This window comes from Pseudoalteromonas espejiana DSM 9414 (assembly GCF_002221525.1).
Classification (GTDB): Bacteria; Pseudomonadota; Gammaproteobacteria; order Enterobacterales; family Alteromonadaceae; genus Pseudoalteromonas; species Pseudoalteromonas espejiana.
On the sequence record NZ_CP011028.1, the window covers coordinates 1852032 to 1878818 of the forward strand.

21 protein-coding genes and 1 pseudogene are annotated in these 26787 nt (G+C 37.0%); 6 read left to right on the forward strand and 16 right to left on the reverse strand.

The genetic code is table 11. From position 1 onward, the window contains the following. Window positions 1–7: 7 nt before the first annotated feature. Genes PESP_RS08510 through PESP_RS08525 form a run of 4 tightly spaced genes read right to left on the reverse strand, consistent with a single transcriptional unit; the run spans window position 8 to window position 4260 of the window. A complete protein-coding gene (locus PESP_RS08510; RefSeq protein ID WP_089347650.1) occupies window positions 8–1969 on the reverse strand; it encodes a transglutaminase TgpA family protein in 1962 nt (653 codons plus the stop codon). Continuing rightward, window positions 1962–2957 (reverse strand): DUF58 domain-containing protein, encoded by a 996-nt coding sequence (locus PESP_RS08515; RefSeq protein WP_089347651.1) that lies wholly within the window; start codon window positions 2955–2957, stop codon window positions 1962–1964. The genes PESP_RS08510 and PESP_RS08515 overlap by 8 nt, the downstream gene beginning before the upstream one ends. A 2-nt stretch (window positions 2958–2959) precedes the next feature. Continuing rightward, window positions 2960–3865, reverse strand: a complete 906-nt coding sequence (locus tag PESP_RS08520) for an AAA family ATPase (RefSeq protein ID WP_089347652.1) — start codon at window positions 3863–3865, stop codon at window positions 2960–2962. Between the two features lie 11 nt (window positions 3866–3876). Then, window positions 3877–4260: a response regulator gene (locus PESP_RS08525; RefSeq protein WP_089347653.1), complete on the reverse strand. Its 384-nt coding sequence runs from the start codon at window positions 4258–4260 to the stop codon at window positions 3877–3879. 470 nt (window positions 4261–4730) lie between these two features. Here PESP_RS08525 and PESP_RS08530 point away from each other — a divergent pair, with 470 nt between their 5' ends. The 6 genes from PESP_RS08530 to PESP_RS08555 all read left to right on the forward strand — a co-directional run bounded on the left by PESP_RS08530 (window position 4731) and on the right by PESP_RS08555 (window position 11518). Then, window positions 4731–6053 carry a hypothetical protein gene (locus tag PESP_RS08530; RefSeq protein WP_089347654.1) on the forward strand — a complete coding sequence of 441 codons (1323 nt, stop codon included), beginning with the start codon at window positions 4731–4733 and terminating at the stop codon, window positions 6051–6053. Between the two features lie 141 nt (window positions 6054–6194). After that, window positions 6195–7502 (forward strand): ABC transporter substrate-binding protein, encoded by a 1308-nt coding sequence (locus PESP_RS08535; protein WP_089347655.1) that lies wholly within the window; start codon window positions 6195–6197, stop codon window positions 7500–7502. A gap of 123 nt (window positions 7503–7625) precedes the next feature. Beyond that, window positions 7626–8498, forward strand: a complete 873-nt coding sequence (locus PESP_RS08540; protein WP_058550034.1) for a carbohydrate ABC transporter permease — start codon at window positions 7626–7628, stop codon at window positions 8496–8498. Window positions 8499–8501: 3 nt separating this feature from the next. Further along, window positions 8502–9332 carry a carbohydrate ABC transporter permease gene (locus PESP_RS08545; RefSeq protein WP_089347656.1) on the forward strand — a complete coding sequence of 277 codons (831 nt, stop codon included), beginning with the start codon at window positions 8502–8504 and terminating at the stop codon, window positions 9330–9332. Window positions 9333–9342: 10 nt separating this feature from the next. Continuing rightward, the gene (locus tag PESP_RS08550; protein WP_089347657.1) at window positions 9343–10356 is read left to right on the forward strand and encodes an ABC transporter ATP-binding protein; all 1014 of its coding nucleotides are present in this window, start codon (window positions 9343–9345) and stop codon (window positions 10354–10356) included. A 202-nt stretch (window positions 10357–10558) separates the two neighbouring features. Continuing rightward, window positions 10559–11518, forward strand: a complete 960-nt coding sequence (locus tag PESP_RS08555; RefSeq protein ID WP_089347658.1) for a sugar-binding transcriptional regulator — start codon at window positions 10559–10561, stop codon at window positions 11516–11518. Window positions 11519–12298: 780 nt separating this feature from the next. Here the strand turns inward: PESP_RS08555 and PESP_RS08560 are convergent. From PESP_RS08560 to PESP_RS08615, 12 genes and pseudogenes are all read right to left on the reverse strand, one after another. Beyond that, a complete protein-coding gene (locus PESP_RS08560) occupies window positions 12299–13075 on the reverse strand; it encodes a DNA/RNA non-specific endonuclease (protein ID WP_089347659.1) in 777 nt (258 codons plus the stop codon). 492 nt (window positions 13076–13567) lie between these two features. Further along, window positions 13568–14391, reverse strand: a pseudogene (locus PESP_RS08565) (alpha/beta fold hydrolase). Between the two features lie 259 nt (window positions 14392–14650). After that, on the reverse strand, window positions 14651–17086 hold the full coding sequence (locus tag PESP_RS20585) for a response regulator (RefSeq protein ID WP_245852039.1): 2436 nt from the start codon (window positions 17084–17086) through the stop codon (window positions 14651–14653). Window positions 17087–17502: 416 nt separating this feature from the next. Then, the gene (locus tag PESP_RS08575) at window positions 17503–18669 is read right to left on the reverse strand and encodes a hypothetical protein (RefSeq protein ID WP_089347660.1); all 1167 of its coding nucleotides are present in this window, start codon (window positions 18667–18669) and stop codon (window positions 17503–17505) included. Window positions 18670–18678: 9 nt separating this feature from the next. Then, window positions 18679–19494, reverse strand: coding sequence for a type II secretion system F family protein (locus tag PESP_RS08580; protein ID WP_089347661.1), 816 nt, complete (start codon window positions 19492–19494; stop codon window positions 18679–18681). Then, window positions 19491–20366: a type II secretion system F family protein gene (locus PESP_RS08585; protein ID WP_089347662.1), complete on the reverse strand. Its 876-nt coding sequence runs from the start codon at window positions 20364–20366 to the stop codon at window positions 19491–19493. The genes PESP_RS08580 and PESP_RS08585 overlap by 4 nt, the downstream gene beginning before the upstream one ends. Then, window positions 20359–21657 carry a TadA family conjugal transfer-associated ATPase gene (locus tag PESP_RS08590; RefSeq protein WP_089347663.1) on the reverse strand — a complete coding sequence of 433 codons (1299 nt, stop codon included), beginning with the start codon at window positions 21655–21657 and terminating at the stop codon, window positions 20359–20361. Before PESP_RS08590 ends, PESP_RS08585 begins: the two co-directional genes overlap by 8 nt. Before the next feature lie 6 nt (window positions 21658–21663). Continuing rightward, a complete protein-coding gene (locus tag PESP_RS08595; protein WP_089347664.1) occupies window positions 21664–22431 on the reverse strand; it encodes a CpaB family protein in 768 nt (255 codons plus the stop codon). A gap of 67 nt (window positions 22432–22498) precedes the next feature. After that, window positions 22499–22888, reverse strand: a complete 390-nt coding sequence (locus PESP_RS08600) for a hypothetical protein (RefSeq protein ID WP_089347665.1) — start codon at window positions 22886–22888, stop codon at window positions 22499–22501. Window positions 22889–23345: 457 nt separating this feature from the next. Then, window positions 23346–24023 (reverse strand): tetratricopeptide repeat protein, encoded by a 678-nt coding sequence (locus tag PESP_RS08605; RefSeq protein WP_089347666.1) that lies wholly within the window; start codon window positions 24021–24023, stop codon window positions 23346–23348. Further along, complete coding sequence (locus PESP_RS08610; protein WP_089347667.1) at window positions 24020–25939, reverse strand: pilus assembly protein N-terminal domain-containing protein; 1920 nt, start codon at window positions 25937–25939, stop codon at window positions 24020–24022. The genes PESP_RS08605 and PESP_RS08610 overlap by 4 nt, the downstream gene beginning before the upstream one ends. A gap of 186 nt (window positions 25940–26125) precedes the next feature. Next, complete coding sequence (locus PESP_RS08615; RefSeq protein WP_089347668.1) at window positions 26126–26698, reverse strand: MiaE family protein; 573 nt, start codon at window positions 26696–26698, stop codon at window positions 26126–26128. Window positions 26699–26787 lie beyond the last annotated feature (89 nt).

Sequence of the window (26787 nt, forward strand, 5' to 3'; positions counted from 1 at the left end):
GTTTTCTCTATTTTGAAGATTTAATTAATTTTATCAGATCTTTAGCCTGAGTTTTACGATCTTTGGTAAATGGTTTTTTAGCGTAACGTACTTGATTAAATAATTGGCTAAATTCGTTCAAATGCTGTGCAGCTTGAGGTTTTTGCTGAGCATAATGCGCTAAAAGCTGATTAGGTGAATAGTGCACGGGTGCCGCTATATTCATTTTTTTTGCCCATTTATTAAGTGATTCAAGCTCATTTACTAAAGGGGGTTGCTTTGTGTTATTTCGCGGCCAATTTAAATATATAAAGTAAGCGCTAAAGCTAGTAATTAAAAATAGCACAACGCCAAGTGGCACTAACCAAATATTTTTACTGCCAAATAGTGACTTTAAAAAGTTACTTTGTTTTTCTTCATCAAAGCCTAATACCCAGCTGGTCCATTGGTAATCTAAGGTTTCAAGTTTTAAACGCAACCAATTGATTGCTGCAAAGTTGCTAAGGCTAACTAGTCCAAAATCAAGGTTACTTTTAAATTCATCATTTAGCTCTTCGTTTTGTGATAAAGAGCCATTTAAACGCTCAGGTGCAACAACGGCTGTTGCATCAAATATTTGCCACTGATCATTTATGTAAACTTCAACCCATGCATGAGCATCGTATTGGCGAACTGACAAATAATTATTGGCTTGGTTTTTTTCTGCCCCTAAATAACCACTTACCAAACGAGCAGGAATACCCGCGGCTCTAAACATGTATGCAGCAGCACTTGCGTAATGGCCGCAAAAACCACGTTGTTTTTCAAATAAAAATTGGTCTATGGTGTTATTACCCGTCATCAGATCGGGCGTTAACGTGTAACTAAACCCTTTAGTAGCAAAGTAATTTAAAAGCGTATCATAAAAATCTTTATCAGAGCGGCTACGCTCTTTAAGAGTATTAGCTAACTGCTGCGCTTGTGAGTTAGTTTTATTATTTAAACGTGTGTAGTAATTAATTTGCCAATCAGAGAGTTGCTCTGTGCTTAGTGGTGAATTAGATACCTGATACTGTAAGCTTTTAGCTTGGTATTGTTTTTTACGAAGTAGCCCAAGTGCATTGCTATCAACATATTTATTATTACTAGTTGCGTAATTAAGCCCATAAAGCCATTTTTGATTCGCAGGCTCGGCAATAATGGTGTAGCTGTTTGTAACACTTAATTGCTTAATTGGCTCAGTAGTTTTGTTATTAAACTTTAATAGGTCTGATGTTTTCCACGCATTACCATCAAATGTGTCATGCACGAGTGCTCGCCAATAATAAGGACTAACAGGGGGGGGGCTATCAAAACGGACCCTAAAAACAAGTTCATCAGAATTAGACAGTTTGGCTATATCAAACGGATCTACCTGTTCAGATAGCCCCGTTTTTGCAAGCTTTGGCCCGGGCAATTGCCAAAAAGCGGGCATTTTAGGTAAAAACAATAATAAAAATACCGCTAAAGGTAGTGCAATAAATAGTAACTTAGCGCTTTGTTTTGAGGCTAGCTTTAAACTATGTTTAGACTCAATTAAGCTAAGTACAGCAAAATTGAGTAAAAATAGGGCGCTCATACTAAGCGTAGTTAATATGCTTTGATTGAATAAATACGCCGACGAAATAGAAAAAAAAGTTAGTGTTACAATGACATGGTAATGTTTTTTAGTTTTAGCTTGAAGCAACTTAAAAATACTTGAAAGCAGTAACATGGCCACAAATAAAATAACGGTGTCGCCCATACCTAATGTATAAATCATTAATATTAACGCAAAGCCCGCTAAAATGTTAGCAAGCCATCCATTTGGCTTTGCTTTATTAGTAAGCGTTAAATAAAAATTCCACACACATAAAAGTGCTAAAACACCTACAAAAAATACGGGCATATGCGCTAAATAAAAAGCAAACAAGCAGGCATAAATAAAGCTCATTGCTAAATTAATTGCGCGTATATTTAGCATATCAGCCATGAGCTGCTCCGGTGTACTCAGTTAGTAACTCTAAACACTGTTGTTTATCTTCAGGGTGGTTAGTTGCTTTATAACTAGCATTTGGTAATTTAAGGGTAAATGGTGTGTTGTTTTCGCACGCACCACATACTAAAAAACACAGCTGACTCAAACGCTGCTCTGTATTGCCGGTTAGTTTGTTGAAATCAAAAATAATATCGGACTTTTTATAATCTACAAACTCTTTAACTAATAACTGTTGCGACTTAGCGTAATGCTTCCACGATATTCGTTGCAATCCCATTTCGGGCAGGTGAGGAATTAGCTCATCAAACTCATCACTTCCGGGCTCTTTAATACTGCCTAGCTGTGTACTTTGCTCAAACGCACTGCTATATGTGTCACTTAGTACTTTTTCAGGTGCGGGGTATATATAAACAGCATCGGTAGGGTGAATGTAACTCCAAACTTTAACTAAGCCAAACGGGTAATTGCTCACAATTTTAAAACGGTTAAGCGTGTGCTTCGCGCGTTGTTCGTAGGGCAAATGAAGTATTAAATGTGAGTCTTTTTTAGTAACTTCATCTATATGAGCATGACAATTACTGTGCTCTGAATATATTAATGAAACAGATTGCGTGCTTGTTAGTGCTTTAAAGGTAAATTTAACCGACCCTTTATTTGGTGCAAAATTAGCAAAGCTTTTATTGTAGTGAACAGTTAACCCTTTCGCATTGCTATAACCAAGTAATACTGCAATAACCATAACAACAAACATTAAATAGGCCATCACCAAAATTAAATTATTTTGATAATTAATGCCCATTACAAAATTTAAGATGGCCACTACAATAAAGTAAAAACCAAGCTGCGAGGGCACTACATATATATTATTATGTGCAAGTGTAATGGTTTGCTTTAAATGCTTTTTTTTAAGTAATTTATTGAGTAAACCGTTTTTTAGCCTACTAAAAATACCAAATGTACGAGCTTTTTTTTTAAATACCACGGTTAAATTGGCACTGCTACAGTTTTTAAAATCTCGTTTACTTGAGATTCGCCCGATTCATTATGTAACCCTAGTCTGTGTTGGCATACGCTTGCAAAAACTGCCTGTACGTCTTCAGGGGTTACAAAATCTCGACTTTCAATAAACGCCCACGATTTAGCCGCTTTGGCTAATGCCATACTGGCTCTTGGAGAAAGTGAACCTGCAAATGCAGCACTTTGGCGAGTATGGGTTACTAATTCAATAATGTAATCGATTACCGGTGAACTTATTATCACTTTACTAATAAGGTTTTGAATATCAGTAAGTTGCTGAGAATTAATACGCTGTGGTAGTTGGGTGTAATCGCGAGGTTTAATATTTAATATGAGTTGTTTTTCGGCTTCTTTAGGCGGAAAGCCCAAACTTATACGCATTAAAAACCGGTCTAATTGAGACTCTGGTAATGGGTAAGTGCCCGACTGATACAAAGGGTTTTGAGTAGCAATAACAAAAAAGGGGGTTGGTAACGCGTACTTTTTACCATCAACGGTAACCTGTTGTTCTTCCATTGCCTCTAGTAAAGCACTTTGTGTTTTAGGGCCAGCACGGTTTATTTCGTCAGCTAATACTACTTGGCTAAAAATAGGGCCTTTGTGAAAGGTAAAGGTATGTTCACTCGCATTAAATACATTAGTACCTAAAATATCAGCAGGTAATAGATCGCTAGTAAATTGGATGCGTTGATAAGACAACCCTAAAACAGCTGCGAGCGCATGAGAAAGCGTTGTTTTTCCCATTCCTGGCAAGTCTTCAATTAGTAAATGCCCCTCACTAAACAAACAGGTAAGTGCTAATTTTATTTGCTGCTTTTTTCCAAAAATAACACTCGATAAATCATCAATAATAGCTGTTACAGTGCTTTGCATACTCACCTTATTTATTCGCTTAGTTCTAGGCGCTTCATTACCGAATTAACTTTTTTAGCATTGAAGGGCTTTTCTATAAAGCCTTTGGCGCCTGACTCCCATGTGTTTTGAACATTTTCGAGGCTATTATGGCCTGAACACATAACCACATGAGCATGAGGGTAAGAGTCGTTTATGTGCTCTAGAATATCAGAGCTGTCTGAGTCAGGTAAGTCTACATCTAAAAAAATTACATTGGGTGTTTTATTATCAAGTAGGGGTTTTGCTGAAATATAATCAGTGCTTTCTAAAATATCTTCAAAGCCAAGCTCGGTTAATATTTGATTTAGGTAGTCACGTATTTCCTTAACATCATCAATAATGAGTATAGGCTCTAAAGGGCGCACAAATTCCATATGTTAATTACTTCTATTTTTATACATCAAAAAGTACCTTAATCTTATGCTAAGCAATGTATAAGCTCAAGAAAGTAAATCAAAAAAACACCTAAATACCCGCATTAATAGTGGTTTAAATTAAACCAATACGTATAAATAAACACCGCGTTTATTAACACTAAATGTTAATAAACAAACTTTCCCTGTTTATCTCCCTTTTTACTATTAAGACTTTAGTCATATTTTTATTATTAAACTCATAAACACAATTTTATAACTAATTGTAAAGTAATAGCTTTTAATAAATTAGCGAATCCATGTAAATGTTTTGTAATAAAAGATGTTGACGTTACATTATTCATTTGTGATTATGCTCACTAGCTGAGCCAATGCCCATTAAGAGTTGTTAGTACACGAATAAGTAAAAATGCTCATTGCTTTAGCTGCATACACTGAATATACACAACACACTAAATAGAGAGTTCATTATGTTTAATAATAAGAATGCAAAGTTTGCACTAACCTTAGTAGCAGCAGCGTTAGCGGCACCAGCCCAAGCTGATATGTCAGATTACTTTGACCGCCTTGACGTTAACTTTCTAGCAATGCAAAATTTCCAGTCTATTCAAGCTAAAGATGGCGCTTTTCGCCCAGAAGATGAAGAACAATCTGCAGGGTTTGGCCGTATTAGAGCTAACTTAATGCTCAAATTTCATATCAACGAATACATTACTGCAGACATCGACATAGCTGAAGAGCCAAATGACTTTGGTGGTGGCGATCGCGACTTTTCATTTCACAACGATTTTGCAGGTGTAGAGTTTGATTTACTTGGCTTATACGGCACACCTAAAGAAAATGAAAACCTGACACTGCGTTTAGGTAACATTGGTGCTTCGCCATTTCAGTTTAAAGGTTTTCAAGATGGTGCTGACAACCAAGGCAATGCATTAATTGGTAACGGCATTAATGATTACGCAACGGCTGAAAATGGCGCACAGCTAAGCTACACAGAAACATTTGATAGCGGTATGCTGCGCTCTTACAATGTAGCGGGTCATATTACAACATCAAGTTTTGGTGAAGCTTTTCAAGAAGATAGAGGCTTTAACTACCGCCTACAAGGTACATTAGAATTTGATGGTGGCTTTAAAGTTGGCTTAAATTACTTACAAGCTAATCAAGGTGATCAGCTTCGTTTTGAAAATGGCGTAGCAAGTTTAGACGGTTTAACCACCACAAACTACCGTTTTGGTGATGGTGAAAACTATAACTTTTCAGCATCGCCTTCAAGCGAACGTGACACACACGTAGGTGTAATGCCGGGGCTTGAACAGTCAATTATTCAGTTAAACTTAGCGTATCAGCCATCTGATCAAACAAGCGTTATTGTTATGCTAGGTAAATCATCAGACGATTACACATTTGCAGATTCTGCAGGTAATGCTGTTGCAGGTATTACTTACTTTGGCACCGACGGTGTTTCAGATGCAAACGGAACAACCTTTGATTCAAATAGCGTAATTGAAGGCGAAACTTCAGTAGAATATTTTGCAATTGAAGCTCAACAATACATTATTCCTGAAAAATTATACGTAGCTGCGCGTTACGCAGAGTCAGAAAACACCTCAGATCTAATCGAGCAAAACGACAATACTGTTGAACGTTTACAAGTAGCTGCGGGCTACTGGTTTACTGATAGCACACTTTTAAAGGTTGAATATGTAAACCAAGAAGAAGGTGTAAATTCAGGCGGTCAAATTGGTAGTGGTTTTGACGGTTTCACCTCAGAAATCTCAGTTAAATTTTAAATAAGTAGTACACCTTTATTGTGTTTTAAAAAGCCATGGCCACTGGCTTAACAGCCTGGCTTTGGTGAATCGCTTTATTTTAAGGACGCTAAAAACTGAGTTTGTATGCGTCTATTTAACAAATTTATGAGGGTTACCCTGATGAAAACTAAATTATTAATGTTAGCGTGCGGTGTTATGGCTATGAGTAATGCTGCCGCAAAAGAAACTATTACGATTGCAACGGTAAATAATGGTGACATGATCACCATGAAAGAGTTAAGTAATAACTTTGAAGAAAAATACCCAGACATCTCATTAAAGTGGGTAACACTTGAAGAGAATATTTTACGCCAACGTGTAACTACCGATGTAGCGACAAAAGGCGGCCAATATGACGTGATGACAATTGGTACTTATGAAGTACCAATTTGGGGCAAGCAAAACTGGCTAACCGAGCTTAACGACTTAGGCGAAAACTACGATGTAGACGATTTACTACCTGCTATTCGTAGTGGCTTAACCATAGATAACAAATTATACGCTGCACCATTTTACGGTGAAAGTTCTATGGTTATGTACCGTACTGATCTGATGGAAAAAGCTGGCCTTGAAATGCCAAAAGCGCCGACCTGGAGCTTTATTCAAAAAGCAGCAAAAGCCATGACGAATAAAGAAGATGGTGTGTACGGTCTTTGTTTACGCGGTAAAGCAGGCTGGGGCGAAAATGTTGCATTAATTACCTCAATGGCTAATTCATTTGGCGCACGTTGGTTTGATGAAAACTGGAAACCACAATTTAATACCCCACAGTGGAAAGAAACACTTCAATACTACGTAGATGTAATGAAAGAATCAGGCCCTGCGGGTTCATCAGCCAATGGCTTTAACGAAAACTTAGCGTTATTTCAAACCGGTAAATGTGGTATTTGGATTGATGCAACCGTAGCTGGCGCATTTGTTACTAACAAAAAAGACTCTGAAGTAGCTGACAAAGTTGGTTTTGCGCTCGCACCTGATAACGGCTTAGGTAAACGTGGTAACTGGTTATGGTCGTGGACCCTTGCTATTCCATCGAGCAGTAAAAAATCAGACGCCGCTATGAAATTTATTAGCTGGGCAACCTCTAAAGAATACAGCCAACTTGTGGCCGACAACAAAGGTTGGGCAAAAGTACCGCCAGGTACGCGTGCTTCACTTTACGAAAACGAGCAATACATGAGTGCAGCCCCATTTGCACAAATTACGCTTGATTCAATTAATTCAGCCGACCCTAAAAACCCTACGGTTAAACCGGTACCTTATGTAGGTATTCAGTTTGTGGCCATTCCTGAATTTCAGGGAATTGGTACCGCGGTTGGGCAGCAATTTTCAGCAGCACTAACAGGGCAAATGACCGTTGATCAAGCACTTAATGCATCTCAACGCCTTGTTGAGCGCACAATGCGAAAAGCGCGCTACCCAAAATAATTAAGTAGGCGGGTAAGCTCCTAACTTACCCCGTATTTTCGTCAGCATTAACTGTGTTTTTTGGTAAGTACCACATTGGGTATTTACTAGGGTTAATGCTGACTTTTTAAAGGTCACCACATTATGGCAACGACACAGTCACGTACGCTTGCACGCATGATGCTATTTCCTAGCGTAATTCTATTACTCGGTTGGATGATAGTTCCGCTGTGCATGACATTGTATTTCTCGTTTGTAGATTACAACTTACTCATACCTGGAGAGCGTGAATTTGTAGGGTTTTTAAACTACGAATTCTTTTTAACTGATCCAGCATTTTTTGAGTCATTTTTTAATACCCTTTACTTAGTAACGGGTGTATTAGCTATCACTATTTGTGGTGGTATAGGTTTAGCTGTTCTCCTCGACCAAGCAATATGGGGGCGAAACTATGTTCGAATTATGGTTCTCGCCCCATTTTTTGTAATGCCAACAGTGTCGGCATTGGTTTGGAAAAACATGTTAATGAACCCAGTAAATGGTTTATTTGCTCACTTTGCTCTATGGCTTGGCTTAGATCCCATTGATTTTTTTGCCCAAATGCCTTTGTTTTCAATCATTATTATTGTGTCTTGGCAGTGGCTTCCATTTGCAGCACTTATTTTACTTACTGCTATTCAGTCGTTAGATCGCGAACAGCTAGAAGCCGCAGACCTAGACGGCGCAGGGCCTTTTAGTAAGTTTTTTTACATTGTTTTACCACACTTATCACGTGCAGTTACCGCTGTAATATTAATTGAAACAATATTTTTACTGTCTATTTTTGCCGAAATTTTAGTAACAACCAGTGGTGGACCAGGTTACGCCTCTACCAATATTACTTACTTAATTTATACCCAATCGCTTTTACAGTTTGATGTTGGCGGCGGTTCAGCAGGGGGCATAGTGGCAGTTATTATTGCCAACATAGTAGCCATATTTTTAATGCGCCTTATTGGCAAAAACTTGGAGGGTTAATTCATGGCTATTACATCAACTAAAAAATCAAAAATAATTTATACCCTTGCCGCGTGGACAATTAGCGGGATGATATTTTTCCCAATTTTATGGACACTAATTACAAGTTTTAAAACAGAAGCTGAAGCTATTTCAGCAACACCTGCGTTATTTGCATTCGATTGGACACTTGAAAACTATCAAGATGTTTTAGCACGTTCGCCTTATTTTGATCACTTTTGGAACTCAGTTGTAATTTCACTTGGTTCAAGTTTGTTAGGGCTAATGATTGCAGTACCTGCAGCATGGTCAATGGCATTTGTGCAAACTAAAAAAACTAAAAACCTTCTAATGTGGATGCTTTCTACAAAAATGTTACCACCGGTTGGGGTGTTAATTCCGATTTACTTACTATTCAGAGACTTTGCACTACTTGATACAAAGCTAGGCTTAGTCATTGTAATGACATTAATTAACTTACCAATCATGGTGTGGATGTTATACACCTATTTTAGAGAGATCCCAGGCGAAATTTTAGAAGCATCACGTATGGATGGCGCAACAATTGGTGAAGAAATATTTCATGTTTTACTACCAATTGCCTTACCAGGTATTGCCTCAACATTACTATTAAATGTAATTTTGGCATGGAATGAAGCATTTTGGACACTTATATTAACCGCTGCAAATGCCGCACCGTTAACGGCATTTATTGCCAGTTACTCAAGCCCTGAAGGGTTATTTTACGCCAAATTATCGGCAGCATCTGCCATGGCCATAGTGCCTATATTAATTCTTGGTTGGTTTAGTCAAAAACAATTAGTGCGCGGCTTAAGCTTTGGCGCAGTAAAGTAGGAGAACACACATGGGCAGCATCACACTAAAAAAAGTTACTAAAAACTTTGATGAAGTAAACGTAATAAAACCGCTTGATTTAGAGATTAAAGACGGTGAATTTATTGTATTTGTTGGGCCATCTGGCTGCGGTAAATCAACACTTTTACGCATGATTGCAGGGCTTGAAGACACAACAAGTGGCAATATTGAAATAGACGGACAAGACGCAACACATACACCTCCTGCAAAACGTGGTTTGGCTATGGTGTTTCAATCTTATGCTTTATACCCGCATATGAGCGTGCGTAATAATATTGCTTTTCCACTAAAACGTGCAAAAGTGAGCCCAGCAGAAATAGAGTCTAAAATAGCGAACGCCGCTAAAATATTAAATTTAACAGACTACTTAGACCGTAAACCTGGTCAGTTATCTGGTGGTCAGCGCCAACGGGTAGCGATAGGGCGTGCAATTGTTAGGCAGCCATCGGCGTTTTTATTCGATGAGCCACTGTCAAATTTAGATGCTTCGCTTCGTGTAAATATGCGTTTAGAAATATCTGAACTACATAAAAGCTTAGCTACAACAATGATTTATGTTACTCATGACCAAGTTGAAGCCATGACAATGGCTGACAGAATCGCAGTCTTTAATGGTGGAATTATAGAGCAAGTAGGGACTCCGCTTGAGCTATACCAACACCCGGTAAATAAATTTGTAGCGGGCTTTATTGGCTCTCCTAAAATGAACTTTATTGATGTAACTAACGATAGTAATGCGCAAACATACAGTTTAGGTGTACGCCCTGAGCACTTTGAAATTTCCACTGACTCTGGTACTTGGCAAGGTACTGTAGGCGTTATAGAACATTTAGGTTCTGAAAGCTTTTTACATGTAACTATTGAAGATGGCAGTACAGTAACAGTAAAAGCTGATGGTGATTGCCCTTTAAAATACGGTGATACTATTTACTTAAGTGCGCCTGAGCATAAAGTACATCGGTTTGATAAAAACGGCTTAACTATTAAAAACGCCGCACCTTAAAGCGTAAAAATACACCAATACTTTATACTAGCTCGTTTACATATAAAGTATTGGTTATTAACTTATTGTGGCGCTTCGGCATTTTATAAATCAATGATATATTTACGAATATTATAAAATGATTAATTGCGGTGAATTTTTAGTAATTTTTCTAAAAGTTATCGAACCCAAGGACACGATCCTTTGATATTAAGAGGTTTAAGTGGCAAAGCTATCAAATACAGAAATACGTAAGCTTGATGATGCAGCAAGAGCAGGGTGGTTATATTACGTTGCGGGTAAAACCCAAGACGAAATAGCTAAAAAGCTAAATGTATCTCGCCAATCTGCACAACGAATGGTCGCTTTATCGGTAAGCCAAGGACTAATTAAAGTCAGGCTTGAACACCCAATTGCTAAATGCATGGATTTAGCTGAAAAAATAAAAAATCGATTTGGATTAGAATCATGTGAAGTGGTACCAAGTGACGGCTCAGATCCAAACTCTACTGTTGGTTTGGCACAAGCTGGCGCGGCAGAAATTCAACGCCATTTAAAATCAGAAACACCAAAAATTTTAGCTATGGGTACTGGGCGTGTACTACGTGCATGTGTTGATGAATTACCAACCCTTGATTGTAGCCAACATAAAGTAGTGGCTATGCTTGGCAATATGGCACTTGATGGGTCGGCGTCACCATACGATGTTGTGGTAAGAATGGCCGAACATATTAATGCTAAACATTATCCAATGCCATTGCCGGTATTACCAAGAAGTGTTGAAGAAAAACAACAACTTCATGCACAGCATAATATTACCAGCAACTTAAAATTGGCTACTAAAGCCGATGTTACATTTGTAGGTGTAGGCAGCTTAGGTGAAAAGTCGCCACTGCATATTGATGGGTTTGTTGACGAACAAGAACTTAAAGAGCTACAAAATTTAGGAGCAGTTGGTGAAATGATTAGCTGGGTTTACGATAAGCGTGGCCAACTAATTGACTGCACTGTAAACCAACGTGTTGCCAGTACGCCTTTAAAAATTGAAGGTAATAAACAAATTTACGCAATTGCTGCTGGTGAAGATAAAGTTTTAGCAATACTAGGCGCAGTTAGATCTAATATGATTAGTGGATTAATTACCAATGAATACACAGCAGAACGTATTTTGAGTATGGACTAATGGTTCATGTATGGTTCCTGTATTTTAAAATTTACTAGTCGAATTAAAAATACTATTTAGGCAAGCGGTTTTACATAGTAAAAATAGCTTTGTGTTTTATTAAATTAAAACTGTAGTGAAATTTGAAAGCGTAATATTAATCCAGCTTTACAATTTAAAGCTGAACATAGATAGTCGTTAGCTAATAGTTATTTTGCATTTGTTGATAAGTTTGCAGATAAGAGTTTAGCAAATGAAATTTAGAAATTGATGCTAATGTGTAAGCAAATACGTATAAGTGAAAACTGTTATTATGTCCGATACCGTCTAGTATTGGACATTTAAGGGGTGCAATGAGTACTCCTTATTATAATACATATTACTACCTATAATTTATATTATGTTAAATAAGGTAAATTAATACAATAGTAAGATAAAGTGCTTCATTATTTTATGTATATAACCCCTATTTTCATCTATTTTAAGCAGATTTTCTTATATGTATAAACGCTGTTCAATTATCATTAATTGCCAGTTTTAAATTACGGGCAATATTATTTCACCTAGGTTGGCTACACCTACAAATGTAACACCGGCTAACAACTAAGTTATAAATTTATCGACCTTCTAGTTAACCAATAACTAAGTTAAAAAATACCTAAGGATAAAATTAAACATTATCACTCAATAGTTTTTTGCGTTCTTGGTTTTCCTGGTTAAAAAGCTCTTTTAAAAGCCTTAAATAAATACACTTTAATTTAAGGCTTATGTTTTTATAATTTTAGTTTCTGGTTTAAGTTTCTAGTTACAGCCTAACTCATTTATTAAACCAAACACGGTTGATTCAATTACTTGCGCGTTGTTATAGGATAAATTTGGCATAACGTTAATACCAGCACGTGATTCAACTTCATCAATACTTACTTCAGTATTACAAAAATTATCACTGCGGCTTGCCGATTGCTCCATAATAAATGCTGATGCTTTAATTGTGCTACCAGATTGCTCCATCACAATTTTAAAATAACCACTTGGAATTGTATGTGCTTCATTAGCTTGTGGTAATTCTGCAAAGTAATATTCGTATAATGGACCTGTTACTACGTATAAATCGTTGCCATTACTAACATGATTTCGCACTGCGGTTTCAAGCCTAACCCATGGACCCTGGTTTAATGCAGATGATTGCGGCGTAATATTAGAAAGCAAGTTTGTTAGTTTCCAATCAGCCGTATTACTAAAAGATGCTAATGGGACTTGATGGCCTCTATCTGTATTTATTGTTGCATATGCATCAGTATAATCATTAGGCTCTAACGTGTAGTGTGAGTATAAGTCTGGATCAGCTTTCCAACTTCTACTTCTCGATGGTCCACTCATAGTATTGGTAGTTACATGGTATGCAACCCAATCAGCAAACTTTGTATATCTATTATTTTTTAATGTATAAATACTTCGCTCAATTGTGTTGCCATTATTTAAGCCCGTTGGGCAACCTTGTAAGCAATTAGCTGCGTTTGCACTATGAGCAAAACATAAACCTGTAAGTACTATTGATGCCTTTATGATTGTCTTCATTGTTATACCCTCAATTTAAAGAGGATAAAAATTAACAGCTTCTTATTACAATAATATTTAAGTAACTAATTGTTTTTAAATATAAAAGTAAAAATCAGTAAAACAATAATATTGGCCTAGGTTATTGGTATTAATTAAACACAAGTTAAAAACGTACAAGCGCCCTACCTATCAATTGAGTTTTAATCGCCTTGAGCAGCGCTAATAACCAAAGGTCTGAATGGCGAGCTGTTTCTGAATACTAAGGTTAAATCATACAGAATTCCATTATGTTAAATTGACTGCTAATCGATTTAACTAAGGTGAATACCACAATACATCACCAAAAACACACATTTTCTGGCTTAATATTGAGCAAGTTTTGATGTCAGATACATTTTAGGTAGGATTTTTACTGTAAATAGTGTGCTTTTAACTCAGTTAAGTATAAAATCCCAGAAATCTAACAAGGCATAACTGCCTCGTTAGATTGCTAATATACAACTTTAAGATTTAAAACGTTTTACCCTTTAAGAAATTACTCATTAAAAGTAATATTTTTTCAGCCTGTTCGTCTAAACACCAATGCCCTGCTTTTTCTACCCAGATCAGCGATGAGTTAGGAATAGCTTGCGCTAACATGGGTGCGTATTTAGGTTTTTGAAAGTTATCTTCTTCACCCCATAGAATTAGGGTCTCATGCGGTAAGCTTTTAAGTTCACCTACAATTGCTTGCGTGTATTCTTTATTTAAACGACGCATATTAGCAAACAATGCGGCTTTACCTTGCTCGTTACTCCATTGTTCTAAATAAACTTTCTTTAGTTCATCAGTCATTATACTTTTGTCATACACGCCTTTAGGCATAAAATCCTGTAGTGTATCAACAAATTCATCAACCGTTGTTTTTTCCTCAACTCCTGGCTCAAGTAACGGCTCAAACTCTGGTATTGGCCATGAGTCAAAACACACACTGTCGATTAAAATTAGTCCGTTCACTTTTTCAGGGTAATTTACTGCCATTAACTGTGCAATACCGCCACCAATATCGTGCGCTGCTATATTGCTTTAGGAATACCAACTGCATCCATAAACTTAATAAGTATTCTGCATTGCGCATTAATAGAAACGTCAGTGTCTTTAGGCATATTTGATTCACCATAATTCAGTAAATCGGGTGCAATAACGTTATGTGATTTAGCAAGCTCGGGCATAACATTACGCCAAAGTGATTTATTAGTTGGAATTCCGTGTATTAATAATAGCGGTGTGCCTTCTCCCATTTCTTGATAAGCAATTTGGTGGCCTTCAATGCTAACGTATTGTGTTTTACTCATACTAATTTTCCTTTTAAATTAAAGTTCGGACAAAATTTATATATGAGTAGTTAAGAGCAATTATCGTCCCACGTTTTATTAGGGCTAAAAATTTTTATGCTAAGTGCAATCGCTAAAATAAAAACACCGCTGTGCCCTGCTTTGTAGCGATTTAAAATCGTATTAGCGTATTCAATAAGTAAGCTATACATAACTTATAATTCAGCATTACTTTTTTACAATGTGAAATAAAGTGGTAGATGCATGAAATAGTTACTGCCTATTTAATTAAGTTCTCAGCCTCAATTAATTTCCTGATCTTATTTACTAAAACATCTTGTTTAACGGGTTTTTCGAGCATGTCATCAAAACCTAACTCAACATACTTAGCACTGCTACTTCCTTGTGAATCAGAAGTGTGTGCAATAATTTTAGTTTGCTTCTCACTGCTGTGTTTTTTGATTTTTAACATTGCATCAGTACCAGAAAGTTCTGGCATTACTATATCCATTAAAATTATGTCATAGTTATTTTGTGACACCATTAGCATTGCTTCTATTGCACTACTTGCATAATCAACATTTAAGTTTTCATTTTTGAGCATAGCTTTAATTACCATTTCAACTAAAGGCTCGTCATCCACTAACAGTAATGATTTTGAAGTGGTTTTTGCTTTATTATCTGTTAAATGTACAATGTTTTGCTTATTTTCTGCTTTGCTATTAGTAAGTGCCACCACGTTAACCAATAAAGATAAGCTGATAGATGTTGTCTTCCCGCGCTCGTTAATATTAATTGATTTTCCTCCCAACATTTTAAACACAGACATAAAAAATTTAACTTCTAGTGTGGCGTCAATACTTTCCATTTTTTCAAAATTTTCACTTTGAACGATGTGTTTTAACTGACTGAAAAAATGACTTTTATTCGATAAATTATTAATTAAAAAATTAAGTGATAAGTAATTTTTACTGTCTTTATACGTTAATTCTGTATTTAAAGTTAGTAATCCTTTATAAGAATTCTCTAACAACTCACTTGAAAGATGAAGAACCAATTGCATTATTAATTTTTCATCACTCATTATTCCTTCATTTTCATTGAGTTTATTATTAATAATTAAATTAGTATTTTCAGCCTCTTTATTCACTATATCAGCACTGTTATTTAGTAATTCGTTTAAATTTATAGTGCTAATTTTGAGCTTTAATTTATCGGAATCTGATTTATTAACATTTACAAGTTGTTGAGCTACGCTTTTAAGTTGTTTGCTGGCGCTTTCAATTTCTTTTAAGTAATTATTTGAATTACTGTTATTGCCTTTTGCTAACGCTATGATTGATTGTAATGAGGTTATTGGCGCATTTAGTTGTGAGCTTAACCGCGCTACAAACTTATCTTTAAGCTGGTTAGATTGTTTAGATTTTTCTAACACTTGTGCTAGTAACAATTCTTTTTGATGAGATTCTGTTTCATCCCTAAAGTAGCAAACAAATCCACCAAAATCGGTATGCCTTTGTACAACTGTGATCCAGCGTCCATCAGTAAAACCTATTTCGATAAGTTGGTTATGCTCATTAGCTAACTTATTATGTTCTTTATAATGGTTAATAATATTGTATTGCTGCGAAATACTTATAAGCTGACTGTAACTAAGTTGACTGTTATTTTTAGTTACCTGTTCAAATAATTTATTAAAAGCATCATTTGTAATAACGGGAATTTCATTACTATTAAATATTGCAAACCCATGGGGAAGCGCATCCAAAGAGCTTGAAAATAACGATTCTCTGTTTAATATTAATTTATTTTTTTGTTTAATTTCATCATGTAAGCGTTTAGGTAAACGTAAGAAGTAATATACAAAAGCGAATACAGCAAAGCCTATTAGCGCTAACTTAAACAAATCATAACGCGATACTTTAGGAGGTACTATCGCAGAGCGTGGTTGTACGTGTAGGCGCCAAGTGGGTGGAAAACGATTACTCGCAGCGCTTATGCTATTAGGGATAGCGCTTACATTGAGCTCCCCCCTGCTTCCTAAAGTAAATTGTGGAGTAGTAATAAATAAATTGTAGTTTTGTGTGTTTAATTTTCCGATTATTGCGTTTAAAAACTTGCTCAAATCAAACGCAGTCAGAGTGTAAACGGAGTTGTTGGTAAAATTGATTTCAGATATTAAAAAAGCGGTGTCTGCTACAGTAAATACTTCAACAGACTGTTTATTCGCCCGTGTAGAAAACCTGTTCAACCAATTATTAAAGCCATAAGCAGCCAGGTCAAAGTTGTTTTTAGACCAAAGCGCAAGTTGGTTGTAATCAGTATCAAAAATAACATAACCTTTATAAGTTAAGTTATCAGAAACCTGTGTTTTTACTAAATCACTTAATTGTTTTTGAGTATAACTCTCTTGGCTTTGTAAAAAGCCTGCAACAATTTTATCTTTTTGTGTGATATAGAGTGCTTGGTTGTCAAAACGCTCTAAAGCATCAAATAATGTTTTTCTTAATTGTTGGGTTTTAGCTATATATTCACTTTGTTGTTCTTTTTTTTCAAGTGTATATAAAAGTAAAACCGAGAATGAACAAATAACCAATGCAATCAAAAAAGCCACTGGCGCTAAACTAAATATATGAACAAAATTATTTAAAGAGTGTGTTTTTTTTACGTGCTTGGGCTGTGTATCTAAAACATTTTTGTTAAGTTGAGCTTGCAATAATTGAGCAAAAGATACGAATTGATCTTTTTGTGAGCCAATTAATGTTTTAGGCGCTAAATCTGCAAGTATCAGCACCCCTAATACATTATTTTTCTGTCCGTATATTGGGTATTGGGCATAAAAGCGAACTAGGTTACTATTTCTTTTAGTAAGTGAGTCAAATAAGGTATCTTCAATAATATAAAGTTTTTCTTTATCACATGATTGCTGATAACTATTTATTTCTATATCAACGTTATAGCTGTCGTCGCAAGTTATAATTTGCTGCGTATATAATGCACTAAAGTCTAAATATTTCACGATAGGTGTATCGTAAAATTGCTTCATTAACGACAGTGTTTCACCAATTGCGTGTTTAACTTCATCATTTTCGATGCTTGCAAATGTATCATTTTTAAAATCTTGTGTAATATTCATGGGCGTACCCCTTCACCTCTAGGAGGTGTAGAAATCCAATGCGTGCTATTTGCACTCGTATGAGATGGTAAAGAAACTCTAAATGGTGGTAATAAATTGTTTAAAGCAGGCTCCCCTGTAACCGTATTAATTACAGGCCCAGCACGTGTTAAGTTAAGTGTTGTTTCGCAGTAAGTAACACCAGGCTCAATTCCTAATAGAGCCAAGGTTTGAATAATTAATTCGTTGTTTATTAAATCTATACCCAGTAATTTGAAAGTGGTTTGTAATATTGTAAATACAAGAGTTTCAACTATATTTTCGTCTTCTTCTAATCGAGTACCTTGAGGGCAACATACACTCCCAAGCTCAACATCCACATTGGCTGCAATACCTAGAACAGCCAAGGCATCTAAAGTTGTGTTTAATAGTATTTCAACTTGCGGTAAATATAAGTCAAGTATATCGCCTTGTGACTCGTAGCCTGTTTTGCAATCACTGCACGATTGAGATAGTTGCGCTGAGTCTATACCAAGTAATGGATTACCCAGTGCGGTAACACCCACTAAGCAGCTACTATCCGCCGGTTGCTTATCAATTGAAAAGCTTTCACAAGGGTTACCTGAGACCACTTTTTGTGACATATAGCGTGATACAATTTCATCTCCTGTGGCTGGGCATGCCAAAGCAGTACTTTTTAAAAGTTGTCCTATAACAGAGTTGTTTAACTGGCCAATTGCATAATTAGGCCCTTGCTGAAGTGCATTTATGTAACTTACATTGCCACTGTTTGGCGTTTTGCTTACACCAAAGCTATCCGATAACTCATCGCTTAAGCTTTTAATACATGGGTTACCCTGGCAATTTGGAGCATCGTAATAAATAGCTTCTCGCGAGGTAAATCTATCATCGCGTATACCAATTAATGCACGGTAAGTTGCATTTGCTTGTCGGTCTGTATAAAAAATTAAAGGGGCTTGATGCTCATCAAAACCTATCGCAATACCTAAAGGCGTATTATTGGCATCTATAACTGTAATTTGGTTATCTACCTTAGTCTGGTAGCGCTTTATTAGGGCATCACGTACTAAAATTACGCCACCAATAGAGCCAATGATTAAAATAGTTATGATTAAAATCAGCTCTATTGTAAGTATATATCCGTGTTGATAACGTCTATTCATGCCAAGCTCCTATAACACTTCAACAAGCATTTTTAGTACATTCATTACTTGCAATGCAGCAGGAAAAAACACCAAAACTAAAAACATAGGAAAACAAATTAAAATGATTGGAAACGTGGTGTGAAGTGCTTTTTTATTCACTTTTTTGGCAAGTAGTATGTTTTTTTTAAGCGCAAAACTCTCTAATTGCGATTCAACCGCTTGAATTAATGGCGTGCCAAGCTTAGAGCCGATTAACATTAAGTTAGCTAGCTTTTTTAAGCCTGTAACATCGGTACGCTCAAATAATGAATTAAATGCCAGCTCTCGCTCTTTACCTGCACTAAGCTCAAACAAAAACAGTTTTAGCTCTTTGTACAAAGGGTGCTTTTTACTTAAACCATGATCAACCGCTAAAGAGAATGCCCGCTCAAGTGAGAACCCCGCGCGCATGTAAACAAGTAACACACTTAGAAAAAACTCTAGGCTATTGTTAATTTGTTGCTTACGTTGGCCCTTTCTAAACAAAAACCATATATCTGGCATAAAAAAGCACAATACACATAGTATAGAAGTTGCTGTTATGCTCAGTTCATAACCCGATATCTCTATAGCTGTGTAACCACAAAATGCAGCTGCCATTTTAAAACAGTACATACTTAATAAAATTTTATTTATTTGAAACCCAGCTTGTCTAAGCTGCGACTTAGAAATAATTATGAGTGGGTACCAATTAATACTTTTTTTAACGGGCTTTTGTACTTCAGCTTTTAATGATTGCTTATGAATATGAATAAACGCACCCATAGAGATCATAAGGCCTATAAATAAAAATAGATCTATCATAGTGTTACCCTCAAGCTTAAGCGTAACCATAAAAAACCAAACAGCTGACAAAGTACTGCCACGGTTATAAATGCCATGCCATTAGGATTATTCAAAAGCGGATCAAACCACGTTGGGTCGGTGTAGTTAAATAATGGCACTAATGCATAGGGTAAAACGCCACTAAATACGGCTGCGTACTTAGTGCCCGAAAGCTTAGCCTTTAATTGTTGGCGGTCTAAGGTTCTTAATGCCATCATTTTACATACGCTTTTTAGCATATCAGTTAAATCGCATTGGCTTTGTGCGTGAGTAATTATACTGTGTGCAAACAGGCGAACGGTTTCGCAGTTGTAGCGGTTAATTAGTGGGTAAAATGATGTATGTGCATCGCTTCCCATACTCATACGCTGCAGTAATAAGTGGCTTTGCTCTTTTATGTATTTGTCTGCGTGTTCGTCTGCAAATTGCATCGCTTGCTGCAGAGATAATCCCGTACTTAAACAAGACTGTACAGTTTCCATATACTCTAAAAATAAATGCTCAAACTTAGCAAGCTTGTAATGAGCTAAGTCAATAACAAAAATAAAGCAGGTTATAAAAACAACCATTGCGAGTATTAGCGCGCTCGTAGAAGCCTGCGGATAATAATGCTTTGCAACAAACCATGCACTACTTGCCAGTGAACTGGCTACACTAATAAATAAAATATTACTTATATTTATACCCAACACACGCAATGAAAGCGTAAGAATATCTTTCTCTTGTAATACATCTTCATCTTGCAGGGTGTTTGTTGCTGGTTTTTTTACATTAATGGTAATAAACACACTCAGTGCCAATGTAAGCGAAATAACACTGGCTATTGCAAGTAGGTAATCAAGCTTATTCATAGCTTAACTCCTCATTTGCATTGAGAAGTGTTTGAAGTCGCTGCTTATTTGCCCCTTGCTGGGTCATAAATTTAATAACACTTGAGTCGTTAACAGCATTGGCTGATACTTTTTCAATATCACTCGCGCTATATAAAGAGCTAAAGTGTGCATTGCCATTTACTTGCTTAATTTCACCAATGCTTTTGAGTGTTCTTACACCATCGGTGCTGCGAAAAACATGCACTATTAATTGAATACTTGAGGCAATTAAAGCACTTGTATGGTTATCGCTAAGTTGCGCATTGTGTAATTGTACGAGCGTGCTAAGGCGTGTAACTGCATCACTTGCACTGTTAGCGTGAATAGTTGTCATAGAGCCTTGATGACCACAGTTCATGGCCTGGAGCATGTCGATTACTTCACCTGAGCGTACTTCACCTACTAGTATTCTATCGGCACGCATTCTGAGTGCTGCTTTAACTAAATCTCTTAAGCTCACGGCCCCTTTGCCATCGCTGTTTGTATCATGTGCTTCAAGTTGTACAACGTGATTGTGATGCAAGCTAAGTTCGGCGCTTTCTTCAATGGTTACAACGCGCTCATTTGGATTTATTGAGTTAGCAAGCACATTTAAAAGCGTTGTTTTACCTGCGCCAGCATTTCCGCACACCAAAATGTTTACGCCCATTTTTACAGCGGTCTTTAAAAATGTAAGCGTGTTTTGATTTAGTACATTATTAGAAATTAAAAACTCATCATTAATTTTCTTATGATTAAACTTCCTAATAGAAACGATGGCTGCGCTTGTGCAAGCAGGAGGAACAATTATATGTACCCTGCTGCCATCTTTTAGCTTGCCATCAACTATCGGCATTAATGCATTTACTTGACGCCCACAGCTATCAAGTAACCTATCTACAAAGCGACGTAAATGACGTTCATCGTCAAATTTACTTGCTGTGCACAGTAACTTACCTTGTTTATCAATCCAAATGTCTTGTGTGTCGTTAATTAAAATGTCGCTTACTTGGTCATCCAGCATAAATTGCGCAATAGGCCCTAGGCCTTGGATTTCATCATATACAGCTTGAACGACTTGTTCTTGTTGGTATTTGTTAAATGAAGCATGTTCGAACTCTTCTAAGTCGCTGCAAAGTGAAGCTATTTTTTCAAGTACGCCGTCTGACAGTAGAGCTTTTGGGTCTTGCTCGTACTCTTCAATGACTGCATCGTGGAGTATTTTTTTAAGCTCTTCAAAGGTGCTTAAGCTTTCGTCGATAGCATCTGATTTATTTGATAAGTTAAACATAGGTACTCACTTAGCCACATAGACGGCTTCGTTTTTCACACCTTTAACAACCTCTATAGTGCGACTGGTTTGTAATCTTGAAAAGTTTTGAAGCTTCCCTTGTTCAATATCGTAGGCGCTGTGAACAATAATGGAGACTTTGTCTTCTAAATCTATTCCGGCCAGTGAATACACATCTTTAGGTAACACGGCAAGCACCAAAGACACCGCGCTTGCAGGTGATGGCTCTTTATTTGAAAGGCTATCCATAACACCAGGCTTTTGTGCTTTGCCTTTAGGGCCTTTGGATACACCAATGAGCTGTACATCACGGGCAACTGTTCTTACTAAACGATTAGTTTTAGCAACAATATCTAAGCGATCACCTTTATGAACGCGAGAAAGAGGAATATCTAAACTGTTGAGTTTAAGTGTGTATAGGACTCTGCCTGCAGGAATCGCTTCAGACAGGTTTTGGCTTTTCGCCTGTATAAAATCGGTTTCAAATAAGGGTTGATCGCCCATTTTATTTGTCGCTAACTGCTTACCAATAAGCGCCCGAGGATTTTGTACACTCAGAGCAATATTTGCATAGTTAGTGGGGTCTACTTGCTTTTGAGACACATCGTTTACACTAATAGTTTGCCCAGCAGACATGTTTTTATTTACAACCCAAACACTGACTACATCTTGTTCATTTACTTGTCTTATCCCAAGTGCTGAAGCCAACATGCCAGAGGTAATAAGTAAGGTAAGTGCAGCTGTAGTTGCACCTTTATTATTTTTACTTTTCATTGCAGCCCTCCTAACAAAATCTCACTGCCACACAGTTGTGGCAGTGTGCTTTAGCTTTGTAATCAAACTAGTTACCTTGGAATCCACCTGCTGTAGTTCGCGTTGCAGCGTCACCGCTTGGCGTCGCACTGATAAGCGCAGCACTTTCACTAAAGTCTGATGTTACGAAAGTAAATGAAGTGCCATCACCTGCGTAGGTGTCTACTGCATCCACATAGCCAGAACCTGAAATCTCAGCTGTACCCTCGGCGTTAATCATGCCATCAAATACATAACTTTGGTCAAGTGAACCAATGGCCTCTGCTACATCTTCAAGCTCACTCGTTACCGAGTCACGCAAGGTTGATAAACCAATTACAAGCGCTGCAACCATAGACGTAGAAAGGATGATGAGCTCTGATGTAAGTACAAAACCTTTTTGTTTTTTGCTATTTAAATTACTTTTCATAGTTTTCATAATGATCACCTTAAAAAATTAGGAGCTTATGCTCACTTTATATATAGCGAGGACTATGCCAAAATTTATACCATTTAATTTCAATTACTTACATTTAAACTCTGTTATTTTATTTACTATTCCTTGATATGATTCGCATTTTGCAAATCATTTTTAAATTACACATATTTCAAAGCACAAAAAACCATAAGTTCAAGTTAACTTACTGTTATAAATAAAATAATTTCGGATGTTTGGTTTTAATAATGAGAATTTGGGATAGGCTATTTATTGAGGGATTTGTTAGGCGCTTTGAGCAAGTGAGTTGACAGTCATTTTTATCAACTCACTGGTTTATTTATAAACAAAGCTTAGGGTCTGTTGAGCTTTCAAGGTTAAATTTGCAGCAGCCTGTTTAGTATACAGGCGAGGCAGCGCCTAGTGTTTAACTGAGTATTAAATTAAAAAGGTGTTTATCTTAACTTGTACAGTTTCCAAGTACGGTTAATTTAGCGTAACGCGCAACAGCACTTTTGTGGTGTGGGTCAATACTCATTGCTTTATCATAATAGTTACACGCTAAATGGTTATTAGTTGTGGCCTCTTCAATTAACCCTTTGTGGTAATAATAGCTGCTTTGGTTTACCCCAAATTTATAAGCAAGTTCTAGGTAATTAGATGAAACAACATACCCTCCTTGTGCATAATAAATTGAGGCCATTTGCAAATATGGCGAGGCATGTGTACCAAATACATCAATTGCATATTGCGCTATTTGTTTTGCTTTAGCTAAATTACCCTGCTCAATAGCTAACGTTACACCTAGCGTAAGTGTATTTAATGGTGGGTTTGGTGCATTAAGTAGCTGATTAACAATTTGCTGAGCTTGGCTATTGCGCCCACTTTTATAATAGCTGTATGCAGCAACCGACAAAATAGCAGTGTTACTCGGGTGTTCCAGCATAAGCTGATTAAGCTCATGAACCAGCGTCAAGCAATTTGCTGCAGTTGCGCCTTCACACTTAAGTGGTGCTGTATTTATATTGTATTTAGTCACTATGTTGTTTAATGCTGTATAGGGGTTTACGCTTGGCTTGTAATCTACATGCGCACAACCAGCTAAAGTAAGTAAAATAAATATAACAATAATTTTCATAACCCTTGCTCCTGTATATAGCTTATTAGTTGGCTATCTATGTCAGCGTTTTGCCATGCGCGAAGACTATTAATCGGTTCACGTACTAAGTTAGGTGTTACAACAATAATTAGTTCACGGTTGTTTTCACTATTGCTGGTTGTTTCAGTTAACTTTCCTAACATGCTGTTGCCATTAGCGTCAGGCACAAAGTCATGGCTTGCGTTGTTATCTGTACTTATTAATCCGCCAATTATTAAAGGTTGGCCATCTTGTAGGCGAGTTGAAGTTTGCATACTGCGAGTATTAAATGCGCTGCTGTTTAAGCTACTGCCCGTGCTTTGTGCTATTTCTGCCGTAAGTGTTGTGTCGGGTAAAGAAATAACAGGGTTTAAATCTAGGGTTATTCGGTCTTTATCGTCTACTAATGCGCGTACGTTTAGCTCTACCCCAAACGATTTAAATTCAGTGCCACTAAATACAGAGCCACTATTACCTTGTTGACCACTAGTTACACCTGACGGGCTGTAACTGGTTGGCACGGGTACTTCGCCACCTACTTTAAAAACAGCGCTTTCGCCAGCTAATACAGTTAATGTTGGGCGTGATAACGTGCGTGAAATACCTTCTTGCTCAAGTAATGAGAACAACATATCGATGGCAAATTGAGAGGTTGATAGCTGCAAATTGTTAGTTAGCTGTCCGCCTATGAGTTGTAATGCATTTTCAATTGTTGCAGAGCCTGACTCACGACTTGCCATACCTTCTAAGCCAAATAAACCTTGCTCTTTTTCATACCCCGTAGTCAACACACTAATATCTGGTCGCCACTGCTTTAAGCGACGTTGATTAACTTCATACAACTGAACAGATACTCGTACTTGTGGTAAATCTTCCACTTCTATACTCGAGAGCACTTTGCCATTAGCAACAGAAAGCAACGTAGCCCGTGCTACATTTGAGCTTACGTTACTTAAGGTAAGCCCTGAGTCTTCGTTTAATAAAGCGCCTGATTCGTTCGCTAACACTTCAATTGGGCTGCTATTATTTTGTGCTGCGTTAGTCATCAGCCCGTTAGGATCAAGTGCAGCACCTGGTATTTGCGTAGCTTGCTCAGGCTCAAACAATTTATTTACGGTATTGAGTAACCTTACTAATTCAATTTGGTTTTTAACCGTACCAGATAGCATAAATACATCATTTTCATCATTTGATAGTTCATCAACCGAAATACGTTTAATCGTTACATTGTTAGCACCCATCGACTTTAATACTTGTGCAATTCGCTCCTCTTTAGGCTTTGGTGCTTGCGTTACTTTAATTAAGTTGATAATGGCAACTTTACTGGAGTTTTGAGAAAGCCCATTATTTAAATTGCCCATACCTTGTAAGCGTTGAGCAAGTGAATTAAACATACCTTGATTTGGTGCTGAGGTTATAACAGGTTGAGAAGATTGCGCGCTGCTTGCATACAAATAGTTTTTTGCTGCTTCATGTGCTGCATGGCGATAGTTAAGTGTTGGCACTTCACCACGAAGCACTACTGCATGCCTGTCTGGGGCAATGGTTAATTTAACATTGGGATGTATATCATTAAGTGCGTTTTCTAGCACACTGTAATCTTCGGTTACACCCAACAGAAATGTCTCTGAAGTACTATCGTCATACCATACCATCATAGATGTACGGCCTAACTTTTTAGCTAAGATTAATAGCTCTCGCCCATTTACAACGTTTACATCAAGCGTTGTTTCATGGCCAAGTGCCACACGTGCTATATCACGATTAAACACAAAACGAGTATGGGTCCATTTAACTAAATGGGATACTTTTTTCACTCGTTCACCATTTGCGTTTTCTATGTAGTTTAAATTACTTTGCTGAGCCCAAATACAATAAGGTAAAAAAAGTAACACTGCGATGATTGTTTTAAACATATACGCGTCCTCATTTATGCTTTGTATATACAGAGCAATTATAAGACCAGCGTTATATTATAAGTAAATTCAAGTGGTTAACTAAAGGTGGTGAGGATATGTGGAATGTTTTTGTATTTTGATTTGCAAAATGCAAATAAAGTTAGGAGTCAGGGCACTCGCTTATGCTCAGTGCCCTGCTTACTCTTAATGCAGTGCAGCCGTAAACGGGATGTTTTTACAAATTTCAGCTTCGGCAACCAGTAGTTCTTCTAAGCGTACGTCTACTTCTTCTTTATCAAAGTACTCGTAGGCAAGTTCAACAAACAGGTTTTTATGTTTTTCTTCTGATTTGGCTATAGCAACATAAAAGTCTTTTTCTTTGCCTTCAGGCAGAGCTTGGGCAACTAACGAAAAACGTTCGTGGCCACGTGCTTCTATTACGCCGCCTACTAATAATCTATCCATTAAAAAACCATCACGACCGTGTCTAAACAAAGCACGAATTTGCTTTATGTAGGGATCTTTTTTGTCATCACCTAAATTTGTATCACGCTCAACAAGTAACTTAAGTACCTGTTTAAAGTGAATAAGCTCCTCAAGTGCTAGGTCGGTCATTGCTTTTACAAGCTTTCGTTTATCTGGGTAATGCGAGAGCATTGAAATTGCCATGCCCGATGCTTTTTTTTCAGCTGCTGCGTGGTCTTGTAAAAATGTATTAAAGTCGGCAAGTACCGCTTCGGTCCATTCAAAAGGTGTGTGGTATTTTAATTCAAACATTTTTTGTACTACTTAAAAAATAATGCGGAGATTTTAACTGATCTGATAAAAAAAATCTTGTGCAAACAACGCTAATAAACAGCCTCTCT